Source organism: Bradyrhizobium sp. CCBAU 65884 (assembly GCF_028128835.1).
In the GTDB taxonomy this organism is placed as follows: Bacteria; Pseudomonadota; Alphaproteobacteria; order Rhizobiales; family Xanthobacteraceae; genus Bradyrhizobium; species Bradyrhizobium ottawaense.
In genome coordinates this window covers 101,761-122,747 of sequence record NZ_LBJU01000121.1, presented here as the reverse complement: position 1 = coordinate 122,747, position 20,987 = coordinate 101,761, and the positions used below count along the sequence as shown (strand labels likewise).

The following is a 20,987-nucleotide window of genomic DNA, read 5'->3' as shown; positions in this document are numbered from 1 at the left end:
GCGCTAAACCGCGACTTCCGCCTTGATGTGCGGATGAGGATCGTAGCCGACGAGCTCGAAATCCTCAAAGCGGAAGGAGAAGATGTCCTTCACATCGGGATTGATCCGCATCACCGGCAGCGCGCGCGGCGCGCGCGTGAGCTGAAGCCGAGCCTGCTCCAGATGGTTGGAATAGAGATGGGTATCGCCGAACGAATGCACGAAGTCGCCGGGCTTCAGGCCGGTGACCTGCGCCACCATCATGGTCAGCAGCGCATAGGAGGCGATGTTGAAGGGCACGCCGAGGAAGACGTCGGCCGAGCGCTGATAGAGCTGGCAGGACAGCTTGCCGCCTGCGACGTAGAACTGGAACAGGCAATGGCACGGCGGCAGCGCCATCTTGTCGACTTCGGCTGGATTCCACGCCGAGACGATCAGGCGGCGCGAGTCCGGATTGCGCTTGATCATGTCGACCACGTTCGCAATCTGGTCGATGCTGCGGCCGTCAGGCGCCGGCCAGGAGCGCCATTGATGACCATACACCGGGCCGAGATCGCCATTGGCGTCCGCCCATTCGTCCCAGATGGTGACGCCGTTATCGCGCAGATATTTGATGTTGGTGTCGCCCTTCAGGAACCACAGCAGCTCGTGGATGATCGCCTTCAGCGGCAGCCGCTTGGTGGTCAGCATCGGGAAGCCGGCCGACAGATTGAAGCGCATCTGATGGCCGAACACCGAGAGCGTGCCGGTACCGGTCCGGTCGGTCTTTTCGGCGCCGTCTGAGAGAATCCGCTCGAGCAGGTCCTGATACTGGTGCATGTGCGACTGAGCCTTTGGGGAGCCGGCGAACTTAGCGGCCGCCCCCGCGCTGCAACAGCGGCGATTCGCTGTCCGCTCCGATTATACCCGGAAAAGTGAGTCCTCCCGGCGCAAACGACAAGGGGCGGAACTTACGTCCCGCCCCTTGACCTATCAGCTTGATCGCATTGCCTAAGTTGCCGGCTTCAGCACCGGGGTCCATTTCGCGATTTCGTTCTTCACGAGGGTGGCCAGCGCCTCCGGCGTCCGCTCCGCGGGACCCGGGATGACGCTGCCGAGCTCGAGCAGGCGCTTCTTCACGGTCTCGTCGTCGAGCGCCTTGTTGGCCGCAGCGTTCAGGCTGGCCAGGATCGCCGGCGAGGTTCCCTTGGGCGCGAACATCGCATTCCAGGCCTGGGCCTGGAATTTCGGCAGGCCCGCTTCTGCCGTCGTCGGCACGTTCGGAAGCGACGGATTGCGCTCCGGCGTTGCGATCGCATAGGCCTTGATGGTGCCGGCATTGATCTGCGGCACGGCATTGACGATCTGGTCGCACATGTAGTCGACCTGCCCCGCCACCAGCGCGTTCATCGCAGGTCCCGTGCCGTTGAAGGGTACCCCGACCGGCTTGATGTCGAGGATCGAGTGCAGGAGCTCGCAGGAGACGTGCGAGACCGAGCCGACGCCGGCATGGGCAGCGTTCACCTTCTCGGCGTTGGCCTTCACATAGGCCACGAACTCCTTCAAATCCTTCGGCGGAAAGTCCTTGCGCGCGAGGATCAGGATCGGGGTACCCGCGAGCAGCGCGATCGGCTCGAAGTCCTTCTCGGGATGATAGGCGAGCTTGGGATAGAGCGGCACGGAGGCGGCATGCGTGCCCATATGCCCGGTGATGAGCGTATAGCCGTCATTGGCCGCGCGCGCGGCGCGGGTGGTTGCGGTGGTGCCGCCAGCGCCGACCACGTTCTCGATGATGATGCTCTGTCCCAGCGTCTGCGCCATATGCCCGGTGACGATGCGCGAGATCACGTCAGTCGGTCCGCCAGCCGCGAACGGTACGATCATGGTGATGCTGCGCGTCGGATAAGTCTGCGCATCGGCCGGCGCAGCAAAAGCGCACAGCGAGGCGAGCGTTGCGGCACATGCGCTCGTGAGCGCGCGAATGAAGGTCATGTCGATCCCCGTCGTTCCCTTGGACACAAGCAAAATGCCGGCCCAAAGGCCGGCATTTTCATTTCACGAAGCCGTAACACAAGTCGATTCGACTTCCGAATGCGGCGCGCCGACGCAGGCGGCGGCGCCGACGCAGGAGCCCCCTAGTTCTCGGACTCCGTGAAGACCTGGTCGCGCTTCGACCGCAACACAGGCAGCACCGTAAGCAGCAGCAGGCTCGCCGCGATCGCGAGCAGCACCGCCGACAGCGGACGCGTCAGGAACACGCTCCAGTCGCCACGCGAGATCAGCAGCGCACGGCGCAGGTTCTCTTCCATCAGCGGTCCGAGCACCATGCCGAGCAGCAGCGGTGCCGGCTCGAAATCGTGCTTGATCAGCCAGTAGCCGACGAGACCGAACACGCCGGCAAGGATGACGTCGACCGGCGCGTTGTTCACCGAGTAGATGCCGATCGCGCAGAAGATCACGATCGAGGGGAACATCAGCCGGTACGGCACGCGGAGCAACCGGACCCAGATTCCGACCAGCGGCAGGTTGATGATGATCAGCATCAGATTGCCGATCCACATCGAGGCGATCATGCCCCAGACCAGGTCGGGCTGCTTCTGCATCACCTGCGGACCCGGCACGATGCCGTGGATGGTCATCGCGCCCACCATCAGCGCCATCACCGCGTTCGGCGGGATGCCGAGCGTCAGCAGCGGGATGAAGGAGGTCTGCGCGGCGGCGTTGTTGGCGCTTTCCGGCGCCGCCACGCCCTCGATCGCGCCGCGGCCGAACCGCTTCGGATCCTTGGCAAGCTTCTTCTCGAGCGTATAGGCCGCGAACGAGGCGATGACCGCACCACCGCCGGGCAGGATGCCGAGGATCGAGCCGAGCACGGTGCCGCGCAGGATCGGCGGCGTCGAGTCGATCAGATCCTTCCTGGTCGGCATCAGGCCGGTGATCTTCTGCTGCACGAGGTCGCGGTTCATCTCGGCACCGGCGTCGAGATTACGGATGATCTCGGCAAAGCCGAACACGCCCATCGCCACCGTCGCAAAGCCGAGGCCGTCGGCGAGCTCCGGAATGTTGAAGGCCATGCGCGAGGCGCCGGTCTCGATGTCCGAGCCGACCATCGACAGCAGCAGGCCAAACACGATCATCGCGATCGCCTTCAGTACCGAGCCCTTGGCCAGCACGACCGCAAAGATCAAGCCGAGCACCATCAGCGAGAAATACTCGGCCGGGCCGAACGCCAGCGCGAGCTTGGTGAGCGGCGCGCCGAGCACGGCAATCAGCACGGTCGCGACGCAGCCGGCGAAGAACGAGCCGATCGCCGCAATCGCCAGCGCCGGGCCGGCGCGGCCCTGCTTGGCCATCTGGTGACCGTCGATGGCGGTGACGACCGATGTCGCCTCACCTGGAATATTGACCAGGATCGACGTGGTCGAGCCGCCATACTGGGCGCCGTAATAGATGCCGGCGAGCATGATCAGCGCGCCGACCGGCGGCAATCCGAAGGTGATCGGTAGCAGCATCGCGACCGTGGCGATGGTGCCGATGCCCGGGAGCACGCCGACCAAGGTGCCGACCAGCGCGCCGATCAGGCACATCAGCAGGTTGATCGGGGACAGCGCGACGGCAAAACCGTGAGCGAGGTTGGCAAAGATATCCATCACACCCTCACTGGATCAGGAAACGCGGGTACATCGGCATCGGCAACCCGAGCACGTACGGAAACAGGATCGCGCAGCCGATCGTCAGGCAGGCGCCGACGATGGCGGCCTCGAGCCAGCGCGTCTCATGCGATCCCGTCGCGGCGATCATGAAGCTCGCAAAGGCCGTGACCACGAGGCCGAGCGGCCGGATCGCCAGCGCGAAAAACAGGATCGCGGCCATCACGAACATCGGCCCGCGCCACGAGTAATGGGCCATCGCCGGCCCATCGGTCAAAAGGCCGGTCAGGGCGATGCCGGCGGACAAGGCCACCAGCAGTCCGCCGAACATCCGCGGCGCGGTGCCGGCGCCGAAGGAGAAGCCGCGCATCCCCTGCAGATCGCTCGAGGCCCACAGCGCAAACAGGGCCAGCGCCATCAGGATGACCCCGCCGACATAGTCCTGCGCCGACTTGATGGTCATGAACAGCGTGACGATCGCCACCGCAAAGATCGGATAGGAATAGATCAGCGCGAGCAGCACCTCGGACGACGCCTTCTTGGTGTCACCGGTGGCCGCTCCCATCAACGTACCGGGCGCACCGACGAGCAACGCGGTGGCGTGGCTGATCACGACCGTGGCCGGGCCGCGGCCCGCGCCCCAACCGAAAATCGTCCCTATCGACCAGATGAATTCGAAAATCTGCGGCGCAATCGCCAGCAGACAGAAGCCGAGCGCCACCGATGTGTTTCGGGTGGCAGTCGCCGAGTGGCCCATCGTATCGGCCATGCATGTCTCCTCCGCGACCCGTAAGTCACGAGCACTGTTGTTCTAAATCGGCTGGAAATGGATCCCCCGCCCGACCACTGCCTAGCGATTTTCATTACACAATGCCAGCAAAACCCAACAGTCCCCCGGCGAGCAGGAGCCAGAGTGGATTGATGCGCGAGACCGAGGCGATCACCGCAACCATTGCGGTCAGAAGCACTGCAGCAATTGTGCGATCGGTCGACTGGGCCAGGATCAGGGCACTCGCCGCCATCAATCCGATCGAAAGCGGAACCAGTGCAGCCTGGATCAAGCCGGGCCAGCGCGATTTGCTGGGCCGATTCAGGAGGCGGCTGACATAATAGGCAAGCAACGCGGTCGGCAGGCACATCGCCAGCGTCGCCGCCAGCGCGCCGGGGATGCCGGCGACGGCATAGCCGATTAACGTCACGATAAGCACGTTCGGACCTGGCGAGAGCTGCGCGATCGCATAGGCATCGGTGAACTGCTTGTCGGTCATCCAGTGATGCACCTCGACCGCGATGCGGTGCATCTCGGGCACCGCCGCCGCGGCGCCGCCGACGGCGAACAGCGACATCAGTCCAAAGGTGGAGATCAGCGCCCAGATCGGATTCTCAGGCTTCATGCTGCTACTTTCCGCCGCAGGAAAAAAGTGGCGCCGACACTGACGGGGATCGCGACCAGCAGGACCGCAGGAAGCGGCAGGCGGAGCACGCCGATGGCGAGGAACACGCCGGCCATCAGGATCAGTGCGAGGGGATCCGTCCGCTTCAGCAGCGGCGTCATCATGCGGAACACTACCGCGATCAAGAGACCGACCGCCGCGCAGGAGATGCCGGCGAGGCTGCGGCGCAGCACGTCGAGGTCACCGTAACGGGCGTAGATGATCGCAAGCACCGTCATGATCAGCGTCGGCGGCAGCAACAACCCGGCAAAGGCGGCAAGCCCGCCCGCGATGCCGCGCAGCCTTGATCCGAACACCATGGACAGATTGACGATGTTGGGTCCGGGCAGGAAATGACAGAGCGCAAAAGTCTCGTTGAACTCGTCCGCATTCATCCAGCGGTGCTGCTCGACGATCGCCCGCCGGGCAAACACCAAGACCCCGCCGAAGCCGGCCAGCGACATCCGGGCAAAGGCCAGGAACAGCGCGAGCAGGCCGGGCGACGCGGCGCCGGCGGCCGGTTGATCCGGCACCTGGTCTGGTTGTTGGGCCGCCGGTGCGGAATCGTCGGGCATCACAGGAGCTTAGAGGGCCGGTCGCCACGCCGCCAAGCTCCTGCCCTGCCCGTCCGGAACCTATCCAAAGGGAACCGTGGGATCGCCGCGCGAAACACCTGTCATTCGAAACCTTTGCGCCCTATATTGGGGCTGCCGGTTCGCCGGCTATGGAAATAAACGGTCGTCGCAATAAACCATTCGGACCCGGGGGCGGTACCCGGCGCCTCCACCAAAGCCCACCAACCGGTCATCCCGAAGCGGGCTTTGGCGGGGGCGAAATAGGATCGACGAGGGCGTAAAGGGCGTACTTTTTCCCGGTATTGTTCCGCCGTTATCGGGCTACTGCAATAGTTGCCAACGACAACTTTGCTCCGGTTGCTCAGGCTGCGTAACGCAGTTTGAAAGACCATCTTAAAGTCCTAACGGGTTAAGCTCCGTTAGGCGGGGTTCGGAGGCACCTGGCAACAGAAGCCTCCACTTTACTCTTGATTTCTTCCCCGGCGGGGACTCCTGCTGACCCGTCAGGCGCGGTACTATTGCGGCTTGGCGAGTCGGCACGGTCCGGCTTCGGGGATGCAACAGGACCACCATGGCGACCGATCATATCCGATACGATGTGCTGGCCCGCGACGCGCTGCGCGGCGTGCTGCGGAAGGTGCTGACCGATGCCGCGGCCCAGGGCCTGCCGGGCGAGCACCATTTCTTCATCACCTTCGTGTCGAAGGCCGAGGGCGTGAAGTTGTCGTCGCGGCTGCTGGCGCAATATCCGGAAGAGATGACGATCATCCTGCAGCATCAGTTCTGGGACCTGACCGTGCTCGAGGACCGCTTCGAGGTCGGCCTGTCCTTCGGCGGCATTCCGGAGCGGCTGATCGTGCCGTTCAGCGCCATCAAGAGCTTCCTCGATCCGTCCGTGAAGTTCGGCCTGCAGTTCGACACGTCTGACGTTGCCGAGGTCGCGCCCGAGACGCTGCCGACAGCTCCCGCGCCATCGGCCGTCGCCGTGCAGACGCCCGCCCCTGAAACGGCGGAAAGCACGGAGGAGCCGGCGGCCCCGAACCAGGGCGGCGCCGAAGTCGTGCGGCTCGATCGTTTCCGCAAGAAATGATCTAGGTTGGACCCGAACCCGTCGCACGCGGCCGAACTCCCTATATAGAGAAGCACACGAAAGAGCCGCGCGGTGTTTCGCGCGGTAGAATGGATGTGCTCATGGCCAAAGCCGCCCGCGCGAAGACCGCCCGCCCCGCCACCCGCATCGAGACCGACAGTTTCGGTCCCATCGAGGTCCCTGCCGACCGCTATTGGGGCGCGCAGACCGAACGCTCGCGCCAGAACTTTCGCATCGGCACCGACCGCATGCCGATCTCGCTGGTGCACGCGCTCGGCATCGTCAAGCTCGCCGCAGCACAGTCCAACCTCGAGCTCGGCCTGCTCGACCGGCGCCGCGCCAATGCGATCATCAGCGCCGCGCGCGAGGTGATCGAGGGCAAGCTCGATGAGCATTTCCCGCTCGTCGTGTGGCAGACCGGCTCGGGCACGCAGAGCAACATGAACCTCAACGAGGTGATCGCCAACCGCGCCAACGAGCTGCTCGGCGGCGAGCTCGGCGCCAAGAAGCCGGTGCATCCCAACGATCACGTCAACATGAGCCAGTCGTCGAACGATTCGTTTCCGACCGCGATGCACATCGCGGCCGCAAGTCGCATCACTGCCGATCTCATTCCTGCGCTCGATGAGCTGCTCCGCGCGCTGCGCAAAAAGGAGAAGGCGTTCGCAAACATCGTCAAGATCGGCCGAACTCATACGCAGGATGCCACGCCCCTGACGCTCGGCCAGGAGTTTTCCGGCTATGCCGCGCAGGTCGAAAGCGGCATCGCCCGGCTCAAGGTCGCGGTGAAGGACCTCTATCCGCTGGCGCAGGGCGGCACCGCCGTCGGCACCGGCCTCAACTCGAAGCCGCGCTTCGCGAAGCTTTTCGCCAGGCACGTGGTCGGGATCACGAAGCTGCCCTTCACCAGCGCCGCCAACAAATTCGAGGCGCTGGCCTCCAACGATGCCTACGTACTGGTGCACGGCGCCATCAATTCGGTCGCGACAGGCCTGTTCAAGATCGCCAACGACATCCGCCTCCTGGGATCAGGCCCGCGCTCGGGGCTAGGCGAGCTTGTCCTGCCGGAGAACGAGCCGGGCTCCTCGATCATGCCGGGCAAGGTCAATCCGACCCAGTGCGAGGCGATGACCATGGTGTGCTGCCAGGTGTTCGGCAATCACACCGCGATCACGGTGGCCGGCAGCCAGGGCCATTTCGAACTCAACGTCTACAAGCCCGTGCTCGCCTACAACATGCTGCACTCCATCCGCCTGATGGCGGATGCGGCGCGATCCTTTACCGAGCATTGCGTGAGCGGCATCCGTGCCGACGAAAAGCGCATAAGTGAGTTGATGCAGCGCTCGCTGATGCTGGTGACGGCGCTCGCCCCGAAGATCGGCTACGACAACGCCGCCAAGGTGGCCAAGACGGCCCATGCCAACGGCACCACGCTGAAGGAGGAGGCGCTGCGGCTCGGCTTCGTCTCGGCTGATGAGTTCGATCGCCTGGTACGCCCCGAGAAGATGACCAGCCCGGGATAGAACTCCGAATTCCGATAGCCATCCGTAATGATACGGACGCTCGGCGCCCTAGAAATGTGCGGCTTTGGGGGCGGGATTTGATTACCGTCAATGTTCCGGCAGGACGGCGTGCTACGCAGCCCTTCCGCCCCTCGACGGGGGCGAAATTCATCGTTTGATGGCCCTAGAGGCCGATTGACGAGGACAAGCGAATGGCGATCAAGTCTTGTGGGGCGCAGTGCGGCACCCTGTTTCTGAATGTTTCATCCTGCCTGGAAAGGATCGGATGATGGAGACGCGGCATGGGGAACGTCATCAACCTGAATCGTTTCAGGAAGCGCGCCGAACGGGAAGCCTCGGCGAAGCAGGCGGACGCCAACCGGACGAAGTTCGGCCGCACGAAGGCGGAACGGTCGGCGCAGGAGACGCGCGCGGACAAGGCGAAAGCGCATCTGGATCAGCATCAGATCGATCGCGAGGAGCAGCCATGAAGTCGCCGGTCGTGAAACGGTCGATCGTCGTCGCCGGGCACAAGACCAGCGTCAGCCTGGAAGAGGCGTTCTGGAACGGCATGAAGGAGATTTCCGGCTTGCGCAACATGACGTTGTCCGAGCTGGTCGGCGAGATCGACAACAACCGCCAGCAGGGCAATTTGTCGTCGGCGATCCGCCTGTTCGTGCTGGACTACTTCAAGAGCCGGGCCATGGCCCCCCAGCCGGACAAGGTCGCGGCCCAGTAGCCAACCCAGCCCTCGGGGGCGCCTTCGACGGCGCTCCGCCACCCGCACTTTAAAATCACTCTAAGGTGCGGTTTCAGGGAGCGCGCGCGCTTGACCTCAATGCCTTGCGTTGAAAATACAGGGCATGACCGACACCAATGACACGCGCCCGCACATGCCGCTGGGTCTGGCCCAGCGCGGCTATACCGGCGTCATCCAGCATCTTTCCGCTCGCGAGGCGGGCTCGGCGCTCTCCGACATCGAGCTCGAGAGCCGCCTGATCGAGCTCGGCTTCGTCGAGGGGGCCCGGGTCGAGGTCCTGCACGAGGGGCTGGTCGGGCGCGACCCGATCGCCGTGCGGGTCGACAGCATCACGATTGCGGTCCGACGCCGCGAAGCCATGGCTATCATCGTCGCCTAGACAGCGACCGGACCTCTGATCCCGGACCAGTGATTCCATGGAATTACCCCTGCTGCATCTCGCCCTGGTGGGCACGCCGAACAGCGGCAAGACTTCGCTGTTCAATGCCCTGACCGGCAGCCGGCAAAAGGTCGCGAACTATCCCGGCGTCACCGTCGAGCGCAAGGAAGGCTTCTTCGTCACTCCGCTGGGACGTCAGGTCTCGGTGGTCGACCTGCCCGGCACCTATTCGCTGCGCGGCCGCAGCCCCGACGAGGAGATCACCCGCGACTTCGTGCTCGGCAAGGCGTCCGGCGAGACCGTGCCCGACCTCGTGCTGTGCGTGGCCGATTCGACCAATTTGCGGCTGACCATCCGCCTGCTGCTCGAGCTCAAGCGCACCGGACGGCCAATGCTGCTCGTGCTCAACATGTTCGACATCGCGGCCCGCCGCGGCATCACCGTCGACACGGAGCGGCTCGCCAAGGAGCTCGGCCTGCCCGTGGTCACCTCGATCGCGGTGCGCAAGGGCGGCACCGCCGACCTCTTGAAGCTGACCGACGAGATCTCGGCAAAGCTCGCCGCCGAGGCGGCGGCGAACAGCTGGCGCGCGCTCAGCGTCGGCGAACTACGCGCGACCCAGCGCGAGGCCGACCGCATCATCGCCGACTGCGTCAGCCTGCCTGCTAGGCCCGACACCTGGACCGCGCGGATCGACGCGATCGTGCTGCATCCGGTCGGCGGCCTCATCGTGCTCGCGCTGATCCTGTTCGTGATGTTCCAGGCGGTGTTCGCCTGGGCGCAACCAGCAATGGACGTGCTCAAGTCCGGCTTCGACGCGCTCGGGGAGCTCGTGCAGGCCACCCTGCCCGACGGCCTGTTGCAGAGCTTCCTGCAGAATGGCGTGATCTCCGGCGTCGGCAGCGTCATCGTGTTCCTGCCGCAGATCATCCTCATCTTCCTGTTCATCCTGCTGCTGGAAGATTTCGGCTATATGGCGCGAGCCGCGTTCCTGATGGATCGCATCATGGGCGGCGCCGGCCTGCACGGCCGCGCCTTCATACCGCTGCTGTCGAGCTTTGCCTGCGCCATTCCCGGCATCATGGCGACGCGCGTGATCGACAACAAGCGCGACCGGCTGACCACGATCCTGATCGCGCCGCTGATGACCTGCTCGGCGCGTATTCCAGTCTACACGCTGATCATCTCGGCTTTCATCCCTGCGAAGGACGTCTGGGGCTTCATCAACCTGCAGGGCCTCGTGATGTTCGGCCTCTACGCCGCCGGCATCATCAGCGCGCTGGCCGTCTCGTTCCTGATCAAGTTCTTCATGCTGCGCGACTTTGCGCCGGCGCCGTTCATGCTGGAGCTGCCGGACTACAAGATGCCGCAGCTGAAATCGATCGCGATCGGCATCTACACCCGCGCCAAGATGTTCCTGGTGCGCGCCGGCACCACGATCTTCTCGATGATGGTGCTGATCTGGTTCCTGGCCTCGTTCCCGCAGCCGCCGGCGGGCGCCACCGAGCCCGCCATCGACTTCAGCCTCGCCGCGATCATCGGCAAGGCGCTCGAACCCCTGCTCGCCCCGGTCGGCTTCAACTGGCAGATCGCGGTCGCGCTGATCCCGGGCATGGCGGCGCGCGAGGTCGCGGTCGCCGCCCTCGGCACCGTCTATGCGATCGAGGGCGGCAAGGAAGCGGCCGAGCAGATCGGGCAGGTGCTCGCGACGAAGTGGTCGCTCGCCACCGCGCTGTCGATGCTGGCCTGGTACATCTTCGCGCCGCAATGCGCCTCGACGCTGGCCGTGATCCGGCGCGAGACCGGAAGCTGGACCTGGATGGCCGTGACCTTCACCTACATGCTGGTGCTGGCCTATGCCGCGAGCCTCCTGACGTACAACGTCGCGGTGGCGCTGGGCGCCGGCTGAAGCCCTCAAAACTAAAATTGCGAAAACAACCCCATGCACAGTAGACCGGGGTTGTGAAATCAATGGCTTACGCGAGTGCAGGAATCATCCGGGCCAGGCGATCCCAGGAAACCGCGACCATTGATTTCGGTCAATGGTCCACCTCACCGGCCTGTCACGCTTTCTCGTCGTCCTGCAAAGGGAGAGAGCACATGACTGGACATGCCAAGCTGATCGGACTGTTCGTCACCGCCGCGCTGTTCACGGCAGCGCCCCTGTCGTTCCACACCTCGCCGGTGGATGCGCTCGCCGTGTCCATTGACACCGCCGAGGCCCGCGTCGGACGCCCGCTCACGCCGGGAAGCGTTGCCGGCGTCAACCGTAGAGTCCATCGGCGGGCTTACTACGGTGCCGCAGCGGCGGGAGCTGCCGCCTATGGCGCCTATGGCTATCGCCGGGCTTGTGGATATCACCCCTATCCGCCCTGCTATTGAGGCGCCGGTTCGAGGGCGCAAAGCCGTTGAGCTAGATCAACACCGGGCCCCACTCCGGCGGCAGCGTCGAGGTCTGACCGCGTAGGACGGACCATGAACGCGCTGCTCAGGGAATTCCGGCACAGCCCGCTGCTGTGGCTGCTGGCTGTCGTGCCTGTCGTGATCGTGCTCGAGCATGTCATGCCGGACGCGCATACGCTGCTGTTCGTGCTGGCCGTGATCGCCATCGTGCCGCTCGCGAGCCTGCTCAGCCACGCGACGGAGGCCGTGGCCGAGAAGACCGGCGATGCGGTCGGCGGGCTGTTGAACGCCACGCTTGGCAATCTCACGGAGCTCATCATCGCGGTCACGGCGTTGCAGGCCGGTCAATACATGCTGGTCAAAGCCTCGATTGCGGGTGCGATCGTGACCAACTCGCTATTCATGCTGGGCGCATCGCTGTTTCTGGGCGGATTGAGGCATCGCGTGCAGGAATACAACCGGGCAGGCGGCAGGCTCCATTCCGCGCTGCTGCTGATGGCCACGATTGCCCTGTTGTCACCTTCGGCCGTGGCCGACCTCGACTTTCCCGGACACGAGGCGACGGTGCAGCGCTTGAGCACCGCCTTGGCGGTGCTGCTGATTGCGGCCTACGGTCTCAGCCTGCTGTTCTCGCTGAAGACGCACAAGGAGCTGTTTGCAAGCAGCGACCATGGCGAGGCAGGCGGCCCGATACTGCCGATTGCGATCGCCGTTCCGACACTGGGAATCGTCACCGTGCTGGTTGCGTTCGTGAGCGAGATCTTCGTGACATCGGTGCAGAAGGCCGCCGAAACGCTCGGCATGACCCCGGCATTCGTCGGGTTCATCGTCGTTGCCCTGGTCGGGGCTGCGGCCGAGATGGCCGTGGCGTTTTCCGCGGCACGCCGCAACCGGCTCGACTTGAGCGTGAGCATCGCGCTCGGAAGCGCCAGCCAGATCGCCTTGTTCGTCGCACCCGTTCTCGTGCTGCTGAGCTACGTCGTCGGGCCGCAGCCCATGGACCTTCAATTCTGGCCGGGAGCGGTGACCATGGTCATGATCGCCACCGTGGTGACGAGCTTCGTCACCAATGGCGGACGCTCCGCCTGGTTCGTCGGCGCACTCCTGCTCTGCATCTACACGATCTTCGCGATGACGCTCTACATGGTCCCGCCCGGCTCGCACGGCCCGGTCTAAAGCATGATCCGGAAAAGTGCGCGGCGGTTTTCCGAAAGGACCATGCTTGAACAAAAACCTAAAGGCCGCGAGCCGGTTGACCTGTCGGGCAAAACAGCGGCACGATGGCATCATCGGCCTCGACAACATCCAGATCGCGACCAACTCCGGGCGACACCCTGCTTCCATGGATCGCTTCAGTACCGACAACCTGACCGCGGAGAGGCTGAACGAAAGTCACCTCGCCGACCTCGTCGCGCTCCATCTGGATCCCGAAGCGTCGCGTTACATCGGCGGCGTGCGTTCGGCGGAGGCAACGGAGAAATATCTCGCCGTCAACATGGCGCACTGGGATCAATACGGTTTTGGCCTGTGGACCCTGCGCACGAAAGACGGCGCATTTGCCGGGCGGGCCGGCATCCGGCACATCCTGGTGGATGACGTGGACGAGATCGAGATCGCCTACGCGTTCACACCCAGTCTCTGGGGCCGGGGATTTGCCAGCGAGACCGCGACCGAGCTGACTGAGATCGGGCTGTCACAACTCGAGCTGCCGTCTCTCATCGGCATCGTCTATACCGCAAACGGCGCATCGCGCCGCGTGCTGGAGAAATCGAATTACCTGCTCGAGCGGCGCACGAGTCGTCACGGCGAGGACGTGGTGATCTACCGCGCAAGGCGATGACCGCCACCACGATGCGACCAAATCCACCTGCGGCGAGCACAGGAGCTTGTGTTCAGTTTTGAACCGACAGCACCGAGCTATCGGCACAGTCTATTGCGGCTCGTCCCTTGGACGCTCCGACCCGCAACTGGCTTCTTGCATCGATAGCTCAAGCCGGGGCCATCGATCGCCCGGGTAACCTCTCTGCGGGAACTCGTTCCTGTCTGAAGAGTTCCTTGGAAGGACCTCTTCGGTCCAACCCCGGCTGCCAGCCTCTGGGCGCTCGGGCAAAATCAGCTTCCGGAAGACATGCGCGAGGGGGTTCAATGACCGGTCCGTCGAGGGCTGCTCCAGACAGCGACCTTAAGGATTCGCCGAGAGTTTCGACCGGCAGCGACGGCCTGGATGACATCCTGGGCGGCGGCCTGGACGCCAATCGGATGTATCTTTACGAGGGCCGGCCTGGCACCGGCAAGACCACGATCGCGCTGCAATTTCTTCTGAGAGGTGTGCGTGATGGCGAACGCGTGCTCTATATCTCCCTGTCCGAAACCAAGAGGGAGCTGAGTGTCGTCGCGCGTCGGCATGGCTGGTCGCTGGACGGGGTCGACATCTTCGAACTGGTGCCACCGGAGACGACGCTCGACCCGGAGCGCGAGCTCACGGTCTTCCATCCCGCCGAAATGGAGTTGAGCGAAACCACCAATTTGATCTTCAGGGAGGTCGAACGAATTGATCCCACCCGCGTGGTGCTCGACAGCCTGTCCGAACTGCGCCTGCTGGCGCAGAACCCGCTGCGCTATAGGCGTCAGGTTCTGGCCCTGAAGCACTTTTTCACCAACCGCAACTGCACTGTCGTTCTCCTCGACGATCTCTCGTCCTCTCAGGACGACCTGCAACTGCATTCGATTGCGCACGGCGTGGTGATGCTCGAACAGCTCGCCATCGACTATGGGGCCGAGCGGCGCCGTCTTCGCGTGATCAAGATGCGGGGCATCCGGTTTCGCGGTGGTTACCACGATTTTACAATTTCGGAAGGGGGCTTGCGGATCTTCCCCCGGCTCGTCGCGGCCGAACATCACAAGTCCTTCGCCGGTGAGCCCATGTCCAGCGGCAACGCCGAGCTCGATCAGCTCTTGGGAGGCGGGCTCGAACGCGGCACCAACGCGCTTCTGCTCGGCTCTGCCGGTGCGGGCAAGTCGTCGGTCGCACTGACCTATGCCATTGCGGCGGCCGAACGTGGCGAGCACGCCGTATTCTTCGCATTCGATGAAGGCCGTGGAACGGTCGAAGCACGTGCACGGACACTTGGCTTGCCTCTGGAGAAACATCTCGCCTCGGGAAAAATCCGGTTTCAACAGATCGATCCGGCCGAACTGTCGCCCGGTGAGTTCGCGGCGACGCTCCGCCGAAGCGTCGAGGCCGACAACGCCCGCCTTGTCGTCATCGACAGCCTGAACGGTTACCTGAACGCGATGCCGGATGAACGTTTTCTCATCCTGCAGATGCATGAACTCCTGAGCTACCTGGCACAGCAGGGAGTCCTCACCATCCTGATCCTCGCTCAGCATGGGCTTGTAGGTCCCATGGATACGCCGCTCGACATCAGCTATTTGAGCGATGCAGTGCTGATGCTGCGCTATTTCGAATTCGGTGGAACGGTGCGGCGCGCCTTGTCAGTCGTCAAGAAGCGTAGCGGCAATCACGAGCATAGCATTCGCGAATTCCGGCTTGGCAGCAGCGGGATCAGGCTCGGCCCGCCACTGCAGGAGTTCAGCGGCATCTTTTCCGGCAATCCGCATTATACCGGCAGGGCACTGCCGGAAGGGCCATTCGAATGAGCCTCGACCCGGATCACCGCGTTCTCGTATTCGCCCCGATCGGCCGCGACGGGCCGGCATCGACCGAACTCTTTCGCGGCGCGAGCCTGGAGGCGGTCAACTGCCGCGATCTGTCCGCGCTCGTCAGCGCGATGACCGAAGGCGTGGGCGCGGTCTTCCTGGCCGAGGAAGGATTGTTCGGGAGAGACACGGAGCCGCTGGCACAATGGATCGAGCGCCAACCGCCGTGGTCCGACCTCCCTTTTGTCGTTCTCACCAGCCATCGAGAACAGCCGGCGGTCGTCGCGTGGCGACGCAGTATCGTCGAGCTTCTCCGTAACGTCTCGCTGCTCGAACGGCCGGTTCAGCCGATCACGCTGACCAGCGCCATCCAGTCGGCGATCCGGGCACGCCGGCGTCAATATGAAATCCGGGCTCTGCTCGAGGCCCGCGAGCAGACCGCGCAGGAGCTCGAGAAGCTGGTGGTCGAGCGGACGCGCGAACTGAAGGAAGCCAACGAGCAACTGCGTCTCGAAATGAACGAGCGCGCTCGCGTCGAGGAGACGCTTCGCCAGGCTCAGAAGATCGAAGCCATCGGCCAGCTCACCGGCGGCGTAGCTCACGACTTCAACAACCTGCTGATGGTGATTTCCGGCGGCCTCGACATGCTCGACCGCCAGACGGACCCCAACCGCCGTCGCCGCTTGATGGACGGGATGATCCAGGCGGCGCAGCGCGGGGCCAGCCTGACCAAGCAGCTTCTGGCGTTTTCGCGCCGGCAGAAGCTGCGCCCGGAACCCGTCGACGTCGCCGCACAGATCGGTGGCATGCGCGAGCTGCTCGATCGAAGCCTGAGAGGCGACGTCCATGTCGAGTTCGAATTTCCGGATTCGCTGTGGCCGGTGGAGGTCGATCCCGGGGAGCTCGAGCTGGTGATCCTCAACCTGGCCGTCAATGCCCGCGACGCCATGCCGAACGGCGGCACGATCCTCGTCCGCGGCGAAAACCTGCCCGAGCTGAACGACGCGGAGATCGCCGGCGACTATGTCCGGCTGTCCGTGATCGACACAGGTGTCGGCATGGCTCCGGAGATCCTGTCGCGGGTCTTCGAGCCCTTCTTCACGACCAAGGACGTCGGCAAGGGCTCGGGACTTGGGCTCGCGCAGGTCCATGGATTTGCGACGCAGTCTCGTGGCACGGTCCGCATTCAATCGGAGGCCGGCCGGGGCACCAGCATCGAACTGTACCTGCCGCGATCGTTCGATGTCCCTTCGAGCGAGCGGCACCTCATCGACCTCACCAGGGTGCGACCGAAGAAAAGCAACCAGGGCCGAATCCTGCTGGTCGAAGACGACGACGAGGTGGCCGCACTGGTCGCCGAGATGCTCGGCCAACTCGGTTACGAAGTCACACGCGCCGCCAGCGCCGCCGCGGCTCTCGGCGCCTTGGCCGATGGTCGCTCCGTCGATTTGATCTTTTCGGACATCATGATGCCGGGCGGCATGAATGGGGTTGAACTCGCACACGAGATCAAACGGCGTCGCAACGACATACCGGTTCTGCTGACCAGCGGCTACGCCGAAGCCTCCGTCCATGAGGCGCAGGCGGCGGGCATCCAGATCCTGGCGAAGCCCTACCACATCGACGAGCTGTCTGCGGCGCTGAGCGCGGCGAGGTCAAGTCTACGGCTCGATGCAGGATCAAAGCGCTCGGGTTCGTACTGACTTCGAACGAACGGGACGGCACCGAACCGCATCGCCGGCCGCCGTCACTTCCCGCGATGACGCAGTGCGTCGACGATGACCTTGAAGGCGGGCGAGTTCTGGCGCCGGCTCGGATGGTAGATGTGGTGGCCGTCGAACGTCGGAGACCAGTCGTCCAGCACCAACGCGCGGTCGGCCCAGGCGATGTGCGCCTTCATGATGTTCTCCGGAACGTAGGCGATGCCGTATCCCCTCAGGGCCGCCTCGACCTGGGTGTAGGAGCTGTTGAACGTCAATTGCCCGTCGACCCGGACGCGAAGCTCCGCCATCGAAGCCCTCCTGGACGATGTCGCGAAATCCGCTGTCGAGGCTGACTTCGGGCTTGATGTCCGGATAGTTCTTCAGGACCGGCTCCAGCTTCGGCCACACCACGCTCTCGAATGCATGGTTCGAGATCGTCATCCTGGTCCGCCCGGACGGCTTGTCGCGGAACGCCATGAGGTCGGCGATGTCGGCCTCGATCTTCGCGATGCGCGGTGCCATCGCTTGCCGCAGCCGCTCGCCGGCGAAGGTCGTTGAAATCCTGCCTGGCCATCGCCTTCCACCGCCGAGAGTTCCCATTTATGCCTCCCATCGATCAACGCAAGCGGATTAATCCATCTAATCGGATCGCCCGCCGGGCGTTATGTTCAATGGCGGAGGCGGCCGCGGCTCTCGTGCCCTCCGGCCCCGACCACAGGCGAATGTATCATGTCCAGAGGTTGCTTCACGCGCCGGACCGTTGTCGGCGGCCTCGTGGCCATCGCCGCGGTGCCCGGCTCCGTCGCCGGCCTCACCGTGACGAACGCCGCCGGGCGGACGGGAGCTGCGAACATGCAGATGCGATGCGCCTTCGACCGCCACAGTTTTACGGCAACCCTTCTGGACAACCCGTCGGCGCGGGACCTCGTCGCTCTGCTGCCGCTCGACCTCGCCATCGAGGACTATTCGACCAACGAGAAGATCGCCTATCTGCCGCGAAAGCTGACGGAGCTCGACAGCGTCCCGTTCGCCGACGAGGCGCCGGGCGATCTCTGCTACTTCGCGCCCTGGGGCAATCTCGCCTTCTTCCACGGCAGCTATCGCTACTCGAAGGGCTTGATCCGTCTCGGCCATCTCGACGGCGGCGCTCAGCCCCTGCTCGCGCGCGGAAAGTACCCGCTGCGGCTCGAGCTTCTCTCCTGACGATCAAACCCGAAAGGTTCAGCCATGCTGGCAACACTCATGTATGGTCCCGGCGACATCCGCTGCGAAGAGGTCGACGATCCCAAGATCCTCAAGCCCACCGACGCCATCATCAAGCTGTCGGCAACCTGCATCTGCGGGTCCGACCTCTGGCCCTATCGCGGCCTGCAGCCGATCGACGGTCGTGCGCAGCACATGGGCCACGAATATTGCGGCGTGGTCGTGGAGGTCGGCAGCGCGGTGAAGACGGTGCGACCCGGGCAGTTCGTCGTCGGCTCGTTCTGCATCTCCGACAACACCTGCCCGCATTGCCGCTTCGGCTTCCAATCCTCATGCGTCCAGCGCGAATTCATGTCGGGCGCGCAAGCCCCCTACGCGCGCGTTCCGCTGGCCGACGGCACCCTGGTCGCAACCGCCGAGCATCCGTCGCCCGATCTCATTGCCGACCTGCTCGCGACCTCCGACGTGCTTGGCACCGGCTGGTATGCCGCCGATGCCGCCAACGTTCGCAAGGGATCGACCGCAATCGTAGTCGGCGACGGCGCCGTCGGCCTGATGGGCGTGCTGGCGGCCAAGGAGATGGGCGCCGAGCGGATCATCGCCATGAGCCGACACAAGACGCGGCAGCAGCTCGCGGTCGAATTCGGCGCCACCGACATCGTGGCCGAGCGCGGCGAGGCGGGCATTGCCCGCATCAAGGACCTCACCGATGGCGTCGGCGCCGATTCCGTTCTGGAGTGCGTCGGCACGCAGGAATCGATGGCGCAGGCGATCGCCTGTTCGCGGCCCGGCGGATCAATCGGCTATGTCGGCGTGCCGCACGGCGTGACCTTCGACGGCCAGGCGATGTTCTTCGCGCAGCGGCGCATGCTCGGCGGACCGGCCCCCGTCCGGCGCTTCCTGCCTGACCTGATCGGCCGCGTCCTCGCCGGCAAGATCAAGCCGGGAAAGGTGTTCGACCTCAAGCTGCCGCTGTCCGACGTCGCCGAAGGATACCGCGCCATGGACGAACGGCGCGCGATCAAGACGTTGATCACCCTCTAAGATGGGGCGACGCCTCACGGCGAAGCGAGAGAGATGATGACGGTGTGTGAGGCAGCTTACCGGAAATACCCCAGCACGAGATCGATGTCCGAGCTTCCGGCCACCGTCCCGTTCAGCTCGGCGTCGATGACACGCCGGCAGGCGTCGATCGCGGCGTGGTCGCCGAGGTCATTGGCGGCTTCCAGCACGAGCCAGGCGGCGTCCACCGACGCCTTGTCGGGCGCTCCCGCGCCGAGATCGGCGGTCACGGCGCTGTTGAGGTTCTTCTTGCGAACCGCGGTGCCGAATTGAGGCAACATTGCAAATACTCCCCTTTGAAGTCCGGGACGATGCTCAGTGCACCTGTTCAGTGGACCTGAAGCTCGGGCTGACGGCCGCCCGCGGTGGAATCGCCGGCGGTCTTGCGCGACTGGTAGAACTTCAAGACGCTGCGCGAGGTCTCGATCTTCAGCCGGCCGAAATCCCGCTCGTTGTCGTGCAGCTCGCGCGCCGTGATCAGATGATCCTTGGCGCCGAGGAACAGCAGCGACATGGTCGTGTCCCAGGAGAAGTCGAGCGCCTTGCACAGCACCAGAATCATCTCGCGGTTGCGGTCCATCATCGCGCGCTCGATCACGTCGACCGGCAGCGCCGACAGCAGCGACAGGCCGATCTGCACCTCGTCGAAGCGGTGCTGGCGCGCATAGTTCGAGATCGAATCCTGGTTGAGGTTGCCCTGGCGATACTGCGTCGTCACCACGCGCTTGGCGACGAAATAGCTGCGCGAGGACGGGCCGAACTTGGACTGAAGATCGCCGGTGACCTCGGTCACCGAGCTCTGGATCTGCGCCATCATTTCGGGCCGCTCGGTCTCGAGGCGGCGGCGGACGTCTTCCGACGCCTTCGAGATCAGCTGCTGGAAGATGTGGCGCGGCACGTCCTTGCGCAGGCCAAGCTGCTCGGCGAGGATCGAATCGCCTTCGGCGCGGCGGACCATGTGCAACAGGCCCGAACCGGAGAAGCGCGCGCCCTCGTTCCTGGCCACCGAGGTCACGACCTCCTGATCGCCGCGCTTGACCAGCACGTCGGTGACGGCCTCGCCGATCGATTTGCGCTGGGCGATTGCGAGTAGATGCGATTGGCCCTTGGTCATGGCGCTCTCGACCAGCATCTTCTCGTCGAGACGAGTGGAGTCGCGCAGCACGGGACCGGCGACCTCGATCTCGTCGTCGAGCGCCAGCTTTTCGATGACGTTGAGCGGAGCGTGATCGCATGCCGACATCAGCTCCGAGAGCTGCGCGCGCGCGGCGACCTCGATCTCGTCGGCGAGCCGCCCGATGACCTCGCCGAACATGCTGATCTCGTCGTCGCTGTAGCGGCCGGTGATCAGAATGTCGGTCGCATGCCACAACGCCTTCGCCCGGCTCTCGTCAGTGCCGCGCGCGATCGCGTCGTCCAGATCCTGTAGAAGCGTTTTCGCCCCGTTCATCTCGATAACCCCAGTTCTTGGCGAGTAATTCTTGGCAGTTCTTTTGGCGCGGCGTCCCGCCGCTCGTGGCGGGACACCGGATTCCTCTGGGAACTGACGCTAGAGATCAAACGCGAGAATTCGGTAAAATCGGCAAATCAGTTTTGCCGGGCAAAATTC

Annotated in this window: 21 protein-coding genes, 1 other RNA gene and 1 pseudogene; 14 read left to right on the top strand and 9 right to left on the bottom strand. The window is 64.3% G+C overall.

The window, feature by feature from the left end:
* Positions 1-3 precede the first annotated feature (3 nt).
* From XI03_RS22495 to XI03_RS22470, 6 genes are all read right to left on the bottom strand, one after another.
* The gene (locus tag XI03_RS22495) at positions 4-798 is read right to left on the bottom strand and encodes a thymidylate synthase (RefSeq protein WP_018319711.1); all 795 of its coding nucleotides are present in this window, start codon (positions 796-798) and stop codon (positions 4-6) included.
* Positions 799-969: 171 nt separating this feature from the next.
* Positions 970-1,950, bottom strand: coding sequence for a tripartite tricarboxylate transporter substrate binding protein BugD (locus XI03_RS22490; RefSeq protein WP_271593375.1), 981 nt, complete (start codon positions 1,948-1,950; stop codon positions 970-972).
* A 143-nt stretch (positions 1,951-2,093) separates the two neighbouring features.
* Positions 2,094-3,608, bottom strand: a complete 1,515-nt coding sequence (locus XI03_RS22485; protein ID WP_028145458.1) for a tripartite tricarboxylate transporter permease — start codon at positions 3,606-3,608, stop codon at positions 2,094-2,096.
* A 7-nt stretch (positions 3,609-3,615) separates the two neighbouring features.
* Positions 3,616-4,377 (bottom strand): tripartite tricarboxylate transporter TctB family protein, encoded by a 762-nt coding sequence (locus tag XI03_RS22480; RefSeq protein ID WP_028145459.1) that lies wholly within the window; start codon positions 4,375-4,377, stop codon positions 3,616-3,618.
* Between the two features lie 94 nt (positions 4,378-4,471).
* Entirely contained in the window at positions 4,472-5,002 is a 531-nt protein-coding gene (locus XI03_RS22475) for a chromate transporter (protein WP_028145460.1), read from the bottom strand.
* On the bottom strand, positions 4,999-5,616 hold the full coding sequence (locus tag XI03_RS22470; RefSeq protein WP_271593374.1) for a chromate transporter: 618 nt from the start codon (positions 5,614-5,616) through the stop codon (positions 4,999-5,001). Before XI03_RS22470 ends, XI03_RS22475 begins: the two co-directional genes overlap by 4 nt.
* 95 nt (positions 5,617-5,711) lie before the next feature.
* On the opposite strand from XI03_RS22470, the gene ssrA reads away from it, so the two are divergent.
* From ssrA to XI03_RS22410, 12 genes are all read left to right on the top strand, one after another.
* Positions 5,712-6,077, top strand: a transfer-messenger RNA (tmRNA) gene (gene ssrA, locus XI03_RS22465).
* 110 nt (positions 6,078-6,187) lie between these two features.
* Positions 6,188-6,706 (top strand): SspB family protein, encoded by a 519-nt coding sequence (locus XI03_RS22460; RefSeq protein ID WP_028145462.1) that lies wholly within the window; start codon positions 6,188-6,190, stop codon positions 6,704-6,706.
* Between the two features lie 89 nt (positions 6,707-6,795).
* Positions 6,796-8,229, top strand: a complete 1,434-nt coding sequence (gene fumC / locus XI03_RS22455) for a class II fumarate hydratase (protein ID WP_271593373.1) — start codon at positions 6,796-6,798, stop codon at positions 8,227-8,229.
* A 281-nt stretch (positions 8,230-8,510) separates the two neighbouring features.
* Positions 8,511-8,699: a DUF4169 family protein gene (locus XI03_RS22450; protein ID WP_028145464.1), complete on the top strand. Its 189-nt coding sequence runs from the start codon at positions 8,511-8,513 to the stop codon at positions 8,697-8,699.
* The gene (locus XI03_RS22445; RefSeq protein WP_018319702.1) at positions 8,696-8,947 is read left to right on the top strand and encodes a ribbon-helix-helix domain-containing protein; all 252 of its coding nucleotides are present in this window, start codon (positions 8,696-8,698) and stop codon (positions 8,945-8,947) included. Before XI03_RS22450 ends, XI03_RS22445 begins: the two co-directional genes overlap by 4 nt.
* A 124-nt stretch (positions 8,948-9,071) precedes the next feature.
* Positions 9,072-9,347: a FeoA family protein gene (locus tag XI03_RS22440; RefSeq protein ID WP_018319701.1), complete on the top strand. Its 276-nt coding sequence runs from the start codon at positions 9,072-9,074 to the stop codon at positions 9,345-9,347.
* Positions 9,348-9,384: 37 nt separating this feature from the next.
* The gene (gene feoB, locus XI03_RS22435) at positions 9,385-11,256 is read left to right on the top strand and encodes a ferrous iron transporter B (RefSeq protein ID WP_028145465.1); all 1,872 of its coding nucleotides are present in this window, start codon (positions 9,385-9,387) and stop codon (positions 11,254-11,256) included.
* Between the two features lie 191 nt (positions 11,257-11,447).
* Entirely contained in the window at positions 11,448-11,729 is a 282-nt protein-coding gene (locus tag XI03_RS22430; RefSeq protein ID WP_271593372.1) for a hypothetical protein, read from the top strand.
* Between the two features lie 93 nt (positions 11,730-11,822).
* Entirely contained in the window at positions 11,823-12,926 is a 1,104-nt protein-coding gene (gene cax, locus XI03_RS22425; protein WP_271593371.1) for a calcium/proton exchanger, read from the top strand.
* Positions 12,927-13,092: 166 nt separating this feature from the next.
* Positions 13,093-13,590: a GNAT family N-acetyltransferase gene (locus tag XI03_RS22420; RefSeq protein WP_028145468.1), complete on the top strand. Its 498-nt coding sequence runs from the start codon at positions 13,093-13,095 to the stop codon at positions 13,588-13,590.
* A gap of 305 nt (positions 13,591-13,895) precedes the next feature.
* Positions 13,896-15,410, top strand: coding sequence for an ATPase domain-containing protein (locus tag XI03_RS22415; protein WP_028145469.1), 1,515 nt, complete (start codon positions 13,896-13,898; stop codon positions 15,408-15,410).
* Positions 15,407-17,113 (top strand): ATP-binding protein, encoded by a 1,707-nt coding sequence (locus tag XI03_RS22410; RefSeq protein ID WP_271593370.1) that lies wholly within the window; start codon positions 15,407-15,409, stop codon positions 17,111-17,113. Before XI03_RS22415 ends, XI03_RS22410 begins: the two co-directional genes overlap by 4 nt.
* Before the next feature lie 44 nt (positions 17,114-17,157).
* Here the strand turns inward: XI03_RS22410 and XI03_RS22405 are convergent.
* Positions 17,158-17,674 (bottom strand): annotated as a pseudogene (locus XI03_RS22405) (LysR substrate-binding domain-containing protein); the annotation flags it as partial.
* Positions 17,675-17,842: 168 nt separating this feature from the next.
* On the opposite strand from XI03_RS22405, the gene XI03_RS22400 reads away from it, so the two are divergent.
* Together XI03_RS22400 and XI03_RS22395 are read left to right on the top strand one after the other, a co-directional pair.
* A complete protein-coding gene (locus tag XI03_RS22400) occupies positions 17,843-18,316 on the top strand; it encodes a cyclophilin-like fold protein (RefSeq protein WP_271593369.1) in 474 nt (157 codons plus the stop codon).
* A 24-nt stretch (positions 18,317-18,340) separates the two neighbouring features.
* Positions 18,341-19,360, top strand: coding sequence for a zinc-dependent alcohol dehydrogenase family protein (locus XI03_RS22395; protein WP_271593368.1), 1,020 nt, complete (start codon positions 18,341-18,343; stop codon positions 19,358-19,360).
* A 56-nt stretch (positions 19,361-19,416) separates the two neighbouring features.
* Here XI03_RS22395 and XI03_RS22390 read toward each other — a convergent pair whose 3' ends face one another.
* Both XI03_RS22390 and XI03_RS22385 read right to left on the bottom strand, forming a co-directional pair.
* A complete protein-coding gene (locus tag XI03_RS22390) occupies positions 19,417-19,659 on the bottom strand; it encodes a hypothetical protein (RefSeq protein WP_028145473.1) in 243 nt (80 codons plus the stop codon).
* Positions 19,660-19,706: 47 nt separating this feature from the next.
* Positions 19,707-20,828, bottom strand: a complete 1,122-nt coding sequence (locus tag XI03_RS22385; RefSeq protein ID WP_028145474.1) for a DUF2336 domain-containing protein — start codon at positions 20,826-20,828, stop codon at positions 19,707-19,709.
* Positions 20,829-20,987 lie beyond the last annotated feature (159 nt).

What these genes read in the sequence shown, in the direction of transcription:
- XI03_RS22450 (WP_028145464.1), top strand. Translation starts at nt 8,511, where the DNA reads ATGGGGAACGTCATCAACCTGAATCGTTTCAGGAAGCGCGCCGAACGG.
- XI03_RS22420 (WP_028145468.1), top strand. Translation starts at nt 13,093, where the DNA reads ATGGATCGCTTCAGTACCGACAACCTGACCGCGGAGAGGCTGAACGAA.
- XI03_RS22470 (WP_271593374.1), bottom strand. Translation starts at nt 5,616, where the DNA reads ATGCCCGACGATTCCGCACCGGCGGCCCAACAACCAGACCAGGTGCCG.
- XI03_RS22495 (WP_018319711.1), bottom strand. Translation starts at nt 798, where the DNA reads ATGCACCAGTATCAGGACCTGCTCGAGCGGATTCTCTCAGACGGCGCC.
- XI03_RS22410 (WP_271593370.1), top strand. Translation starts at nt 15,407, where the DNA reads ATGAGCCTCGACCCGGATCACCGCGTTCTCGTATTCGCCCCGATCGGC.
- XI03_RS22385 (WP_028145474.1), bottom strand. Translation starts at nt 20,828, where the DNA reads ATGAACGGGGCGAAAACGCTTCTACAGGATCTGGACGACGCGATCGCG.
- XI03_RS22485 (WP_028145458.1), bottom strand. Translation starts at nt 3,608, where the DNA reads ATGGATATCTTTGCCAACCTCGCTCACGGTTTTGCCGTCGCGCTGTCC.
- XI03_RS22440 (WP_018319701.1), top strand. Translation starts at nt 9,072, where the DNA reads ATGACCGACACCAATGACACGCGCCCGCACATGCCGCTGGGTCTGGCC.
- XI03_RS22430 (WP_271593372.1), top strand. Translation starts at nt 11,448, where the DNA reads ATGACTGGACATGCCAAGCTGATCGGACTGTTCGTCACCGCCGCGCTG.
- XI03_RS22445 (WP_018319702.1), top strand. Translation starts at nt 8,696, where the DNA reads ATGAAGTCGCCGGTCGTGAAACGGTCGATCGTCGTCGCCGGGCACAAG.
- XI03_RS22460 (WP_028145462.1), top strand. Translation starts at nt 6,188, where the DNA reads ATGGCGACCGATCATATCCGATACGATGTGCTGGCCCGCGACGCGCTG.
- XI03_RS22400 (WP_271593369.1), top strand. Translation starts at nt 17,843, where the DNA reads ATGTCCAGAGGTTGCTTCACGCGCCGGACCGTTGTCGGCGGCCTCGTG.
- feoB (WP_028145465.1), top strand. Translation starts at nt 9,385, where the DNA reads ATGGAATTACCCCTGCTGCATCTCGCCCTGGTGGGCACGCCGAACAGC.
- XI03_RS22490 (WP_271593375.1), bottom strand. Translation starts at nt 1,950, where the DNA reads ATGACCTTCATTCGCGCGCTCACGAGCGCATGTGCCGCAACGCTCGCC.
- XI03_RS22415 (WP_028145469.1), top strand. Translation starts at nt 13,896, where the DNA reads ATGACCGGTCCGTCGAGGGCTGCTCCAGACAGCGACCTTAAGGATTCG.
- XI03_RS22475 (WP_028145460.1), bottom strand. Translation starts at nt 5,002, where the DNA reads ATGAAGCCTGAGAATCCGATCTGGGCGCTGATCTCCACCTTTGGACTG.
- XI03_RS22390 (WP_028145473.1), bottom strand. Translation starts at nt 19,659, where the DNA reads ATGTTGCCTCAATTCGGCACCGCGGTTCGCAAGAAGAACCTCAACAGC.
- fumC (WP_271593373.1), top strand. Translation starts at nt 6,796, where the DNA reads ATGGATGTGCTCATGGCCAAAGCCGCCCGCGCGAAGACCGCCCGCCCC.
- cax (WP_271593371.1), top strand. Translation starts at nt 11,823, where the DNA reads ATGAACGCGCTGCTCAGGGAATTCCGGCACAGCCCGCTGCTGTGGCTG.
- XI03_RS22480 (WP_028145459.1), bottom strand. Translation starts at nt 4,377, where the DNA reads ATGGCCGATACGATGGGCCACTCGGCGACTGCCACCCGAAACACATCG.
- XI03_RS22395 (WP_271593368.1), top strand. Translation starts at nt 18,341, where the DNA reads ATGCTGGCAACACTCATGTATGGTCCCGGCGACATCCGCTGCGAAGAG.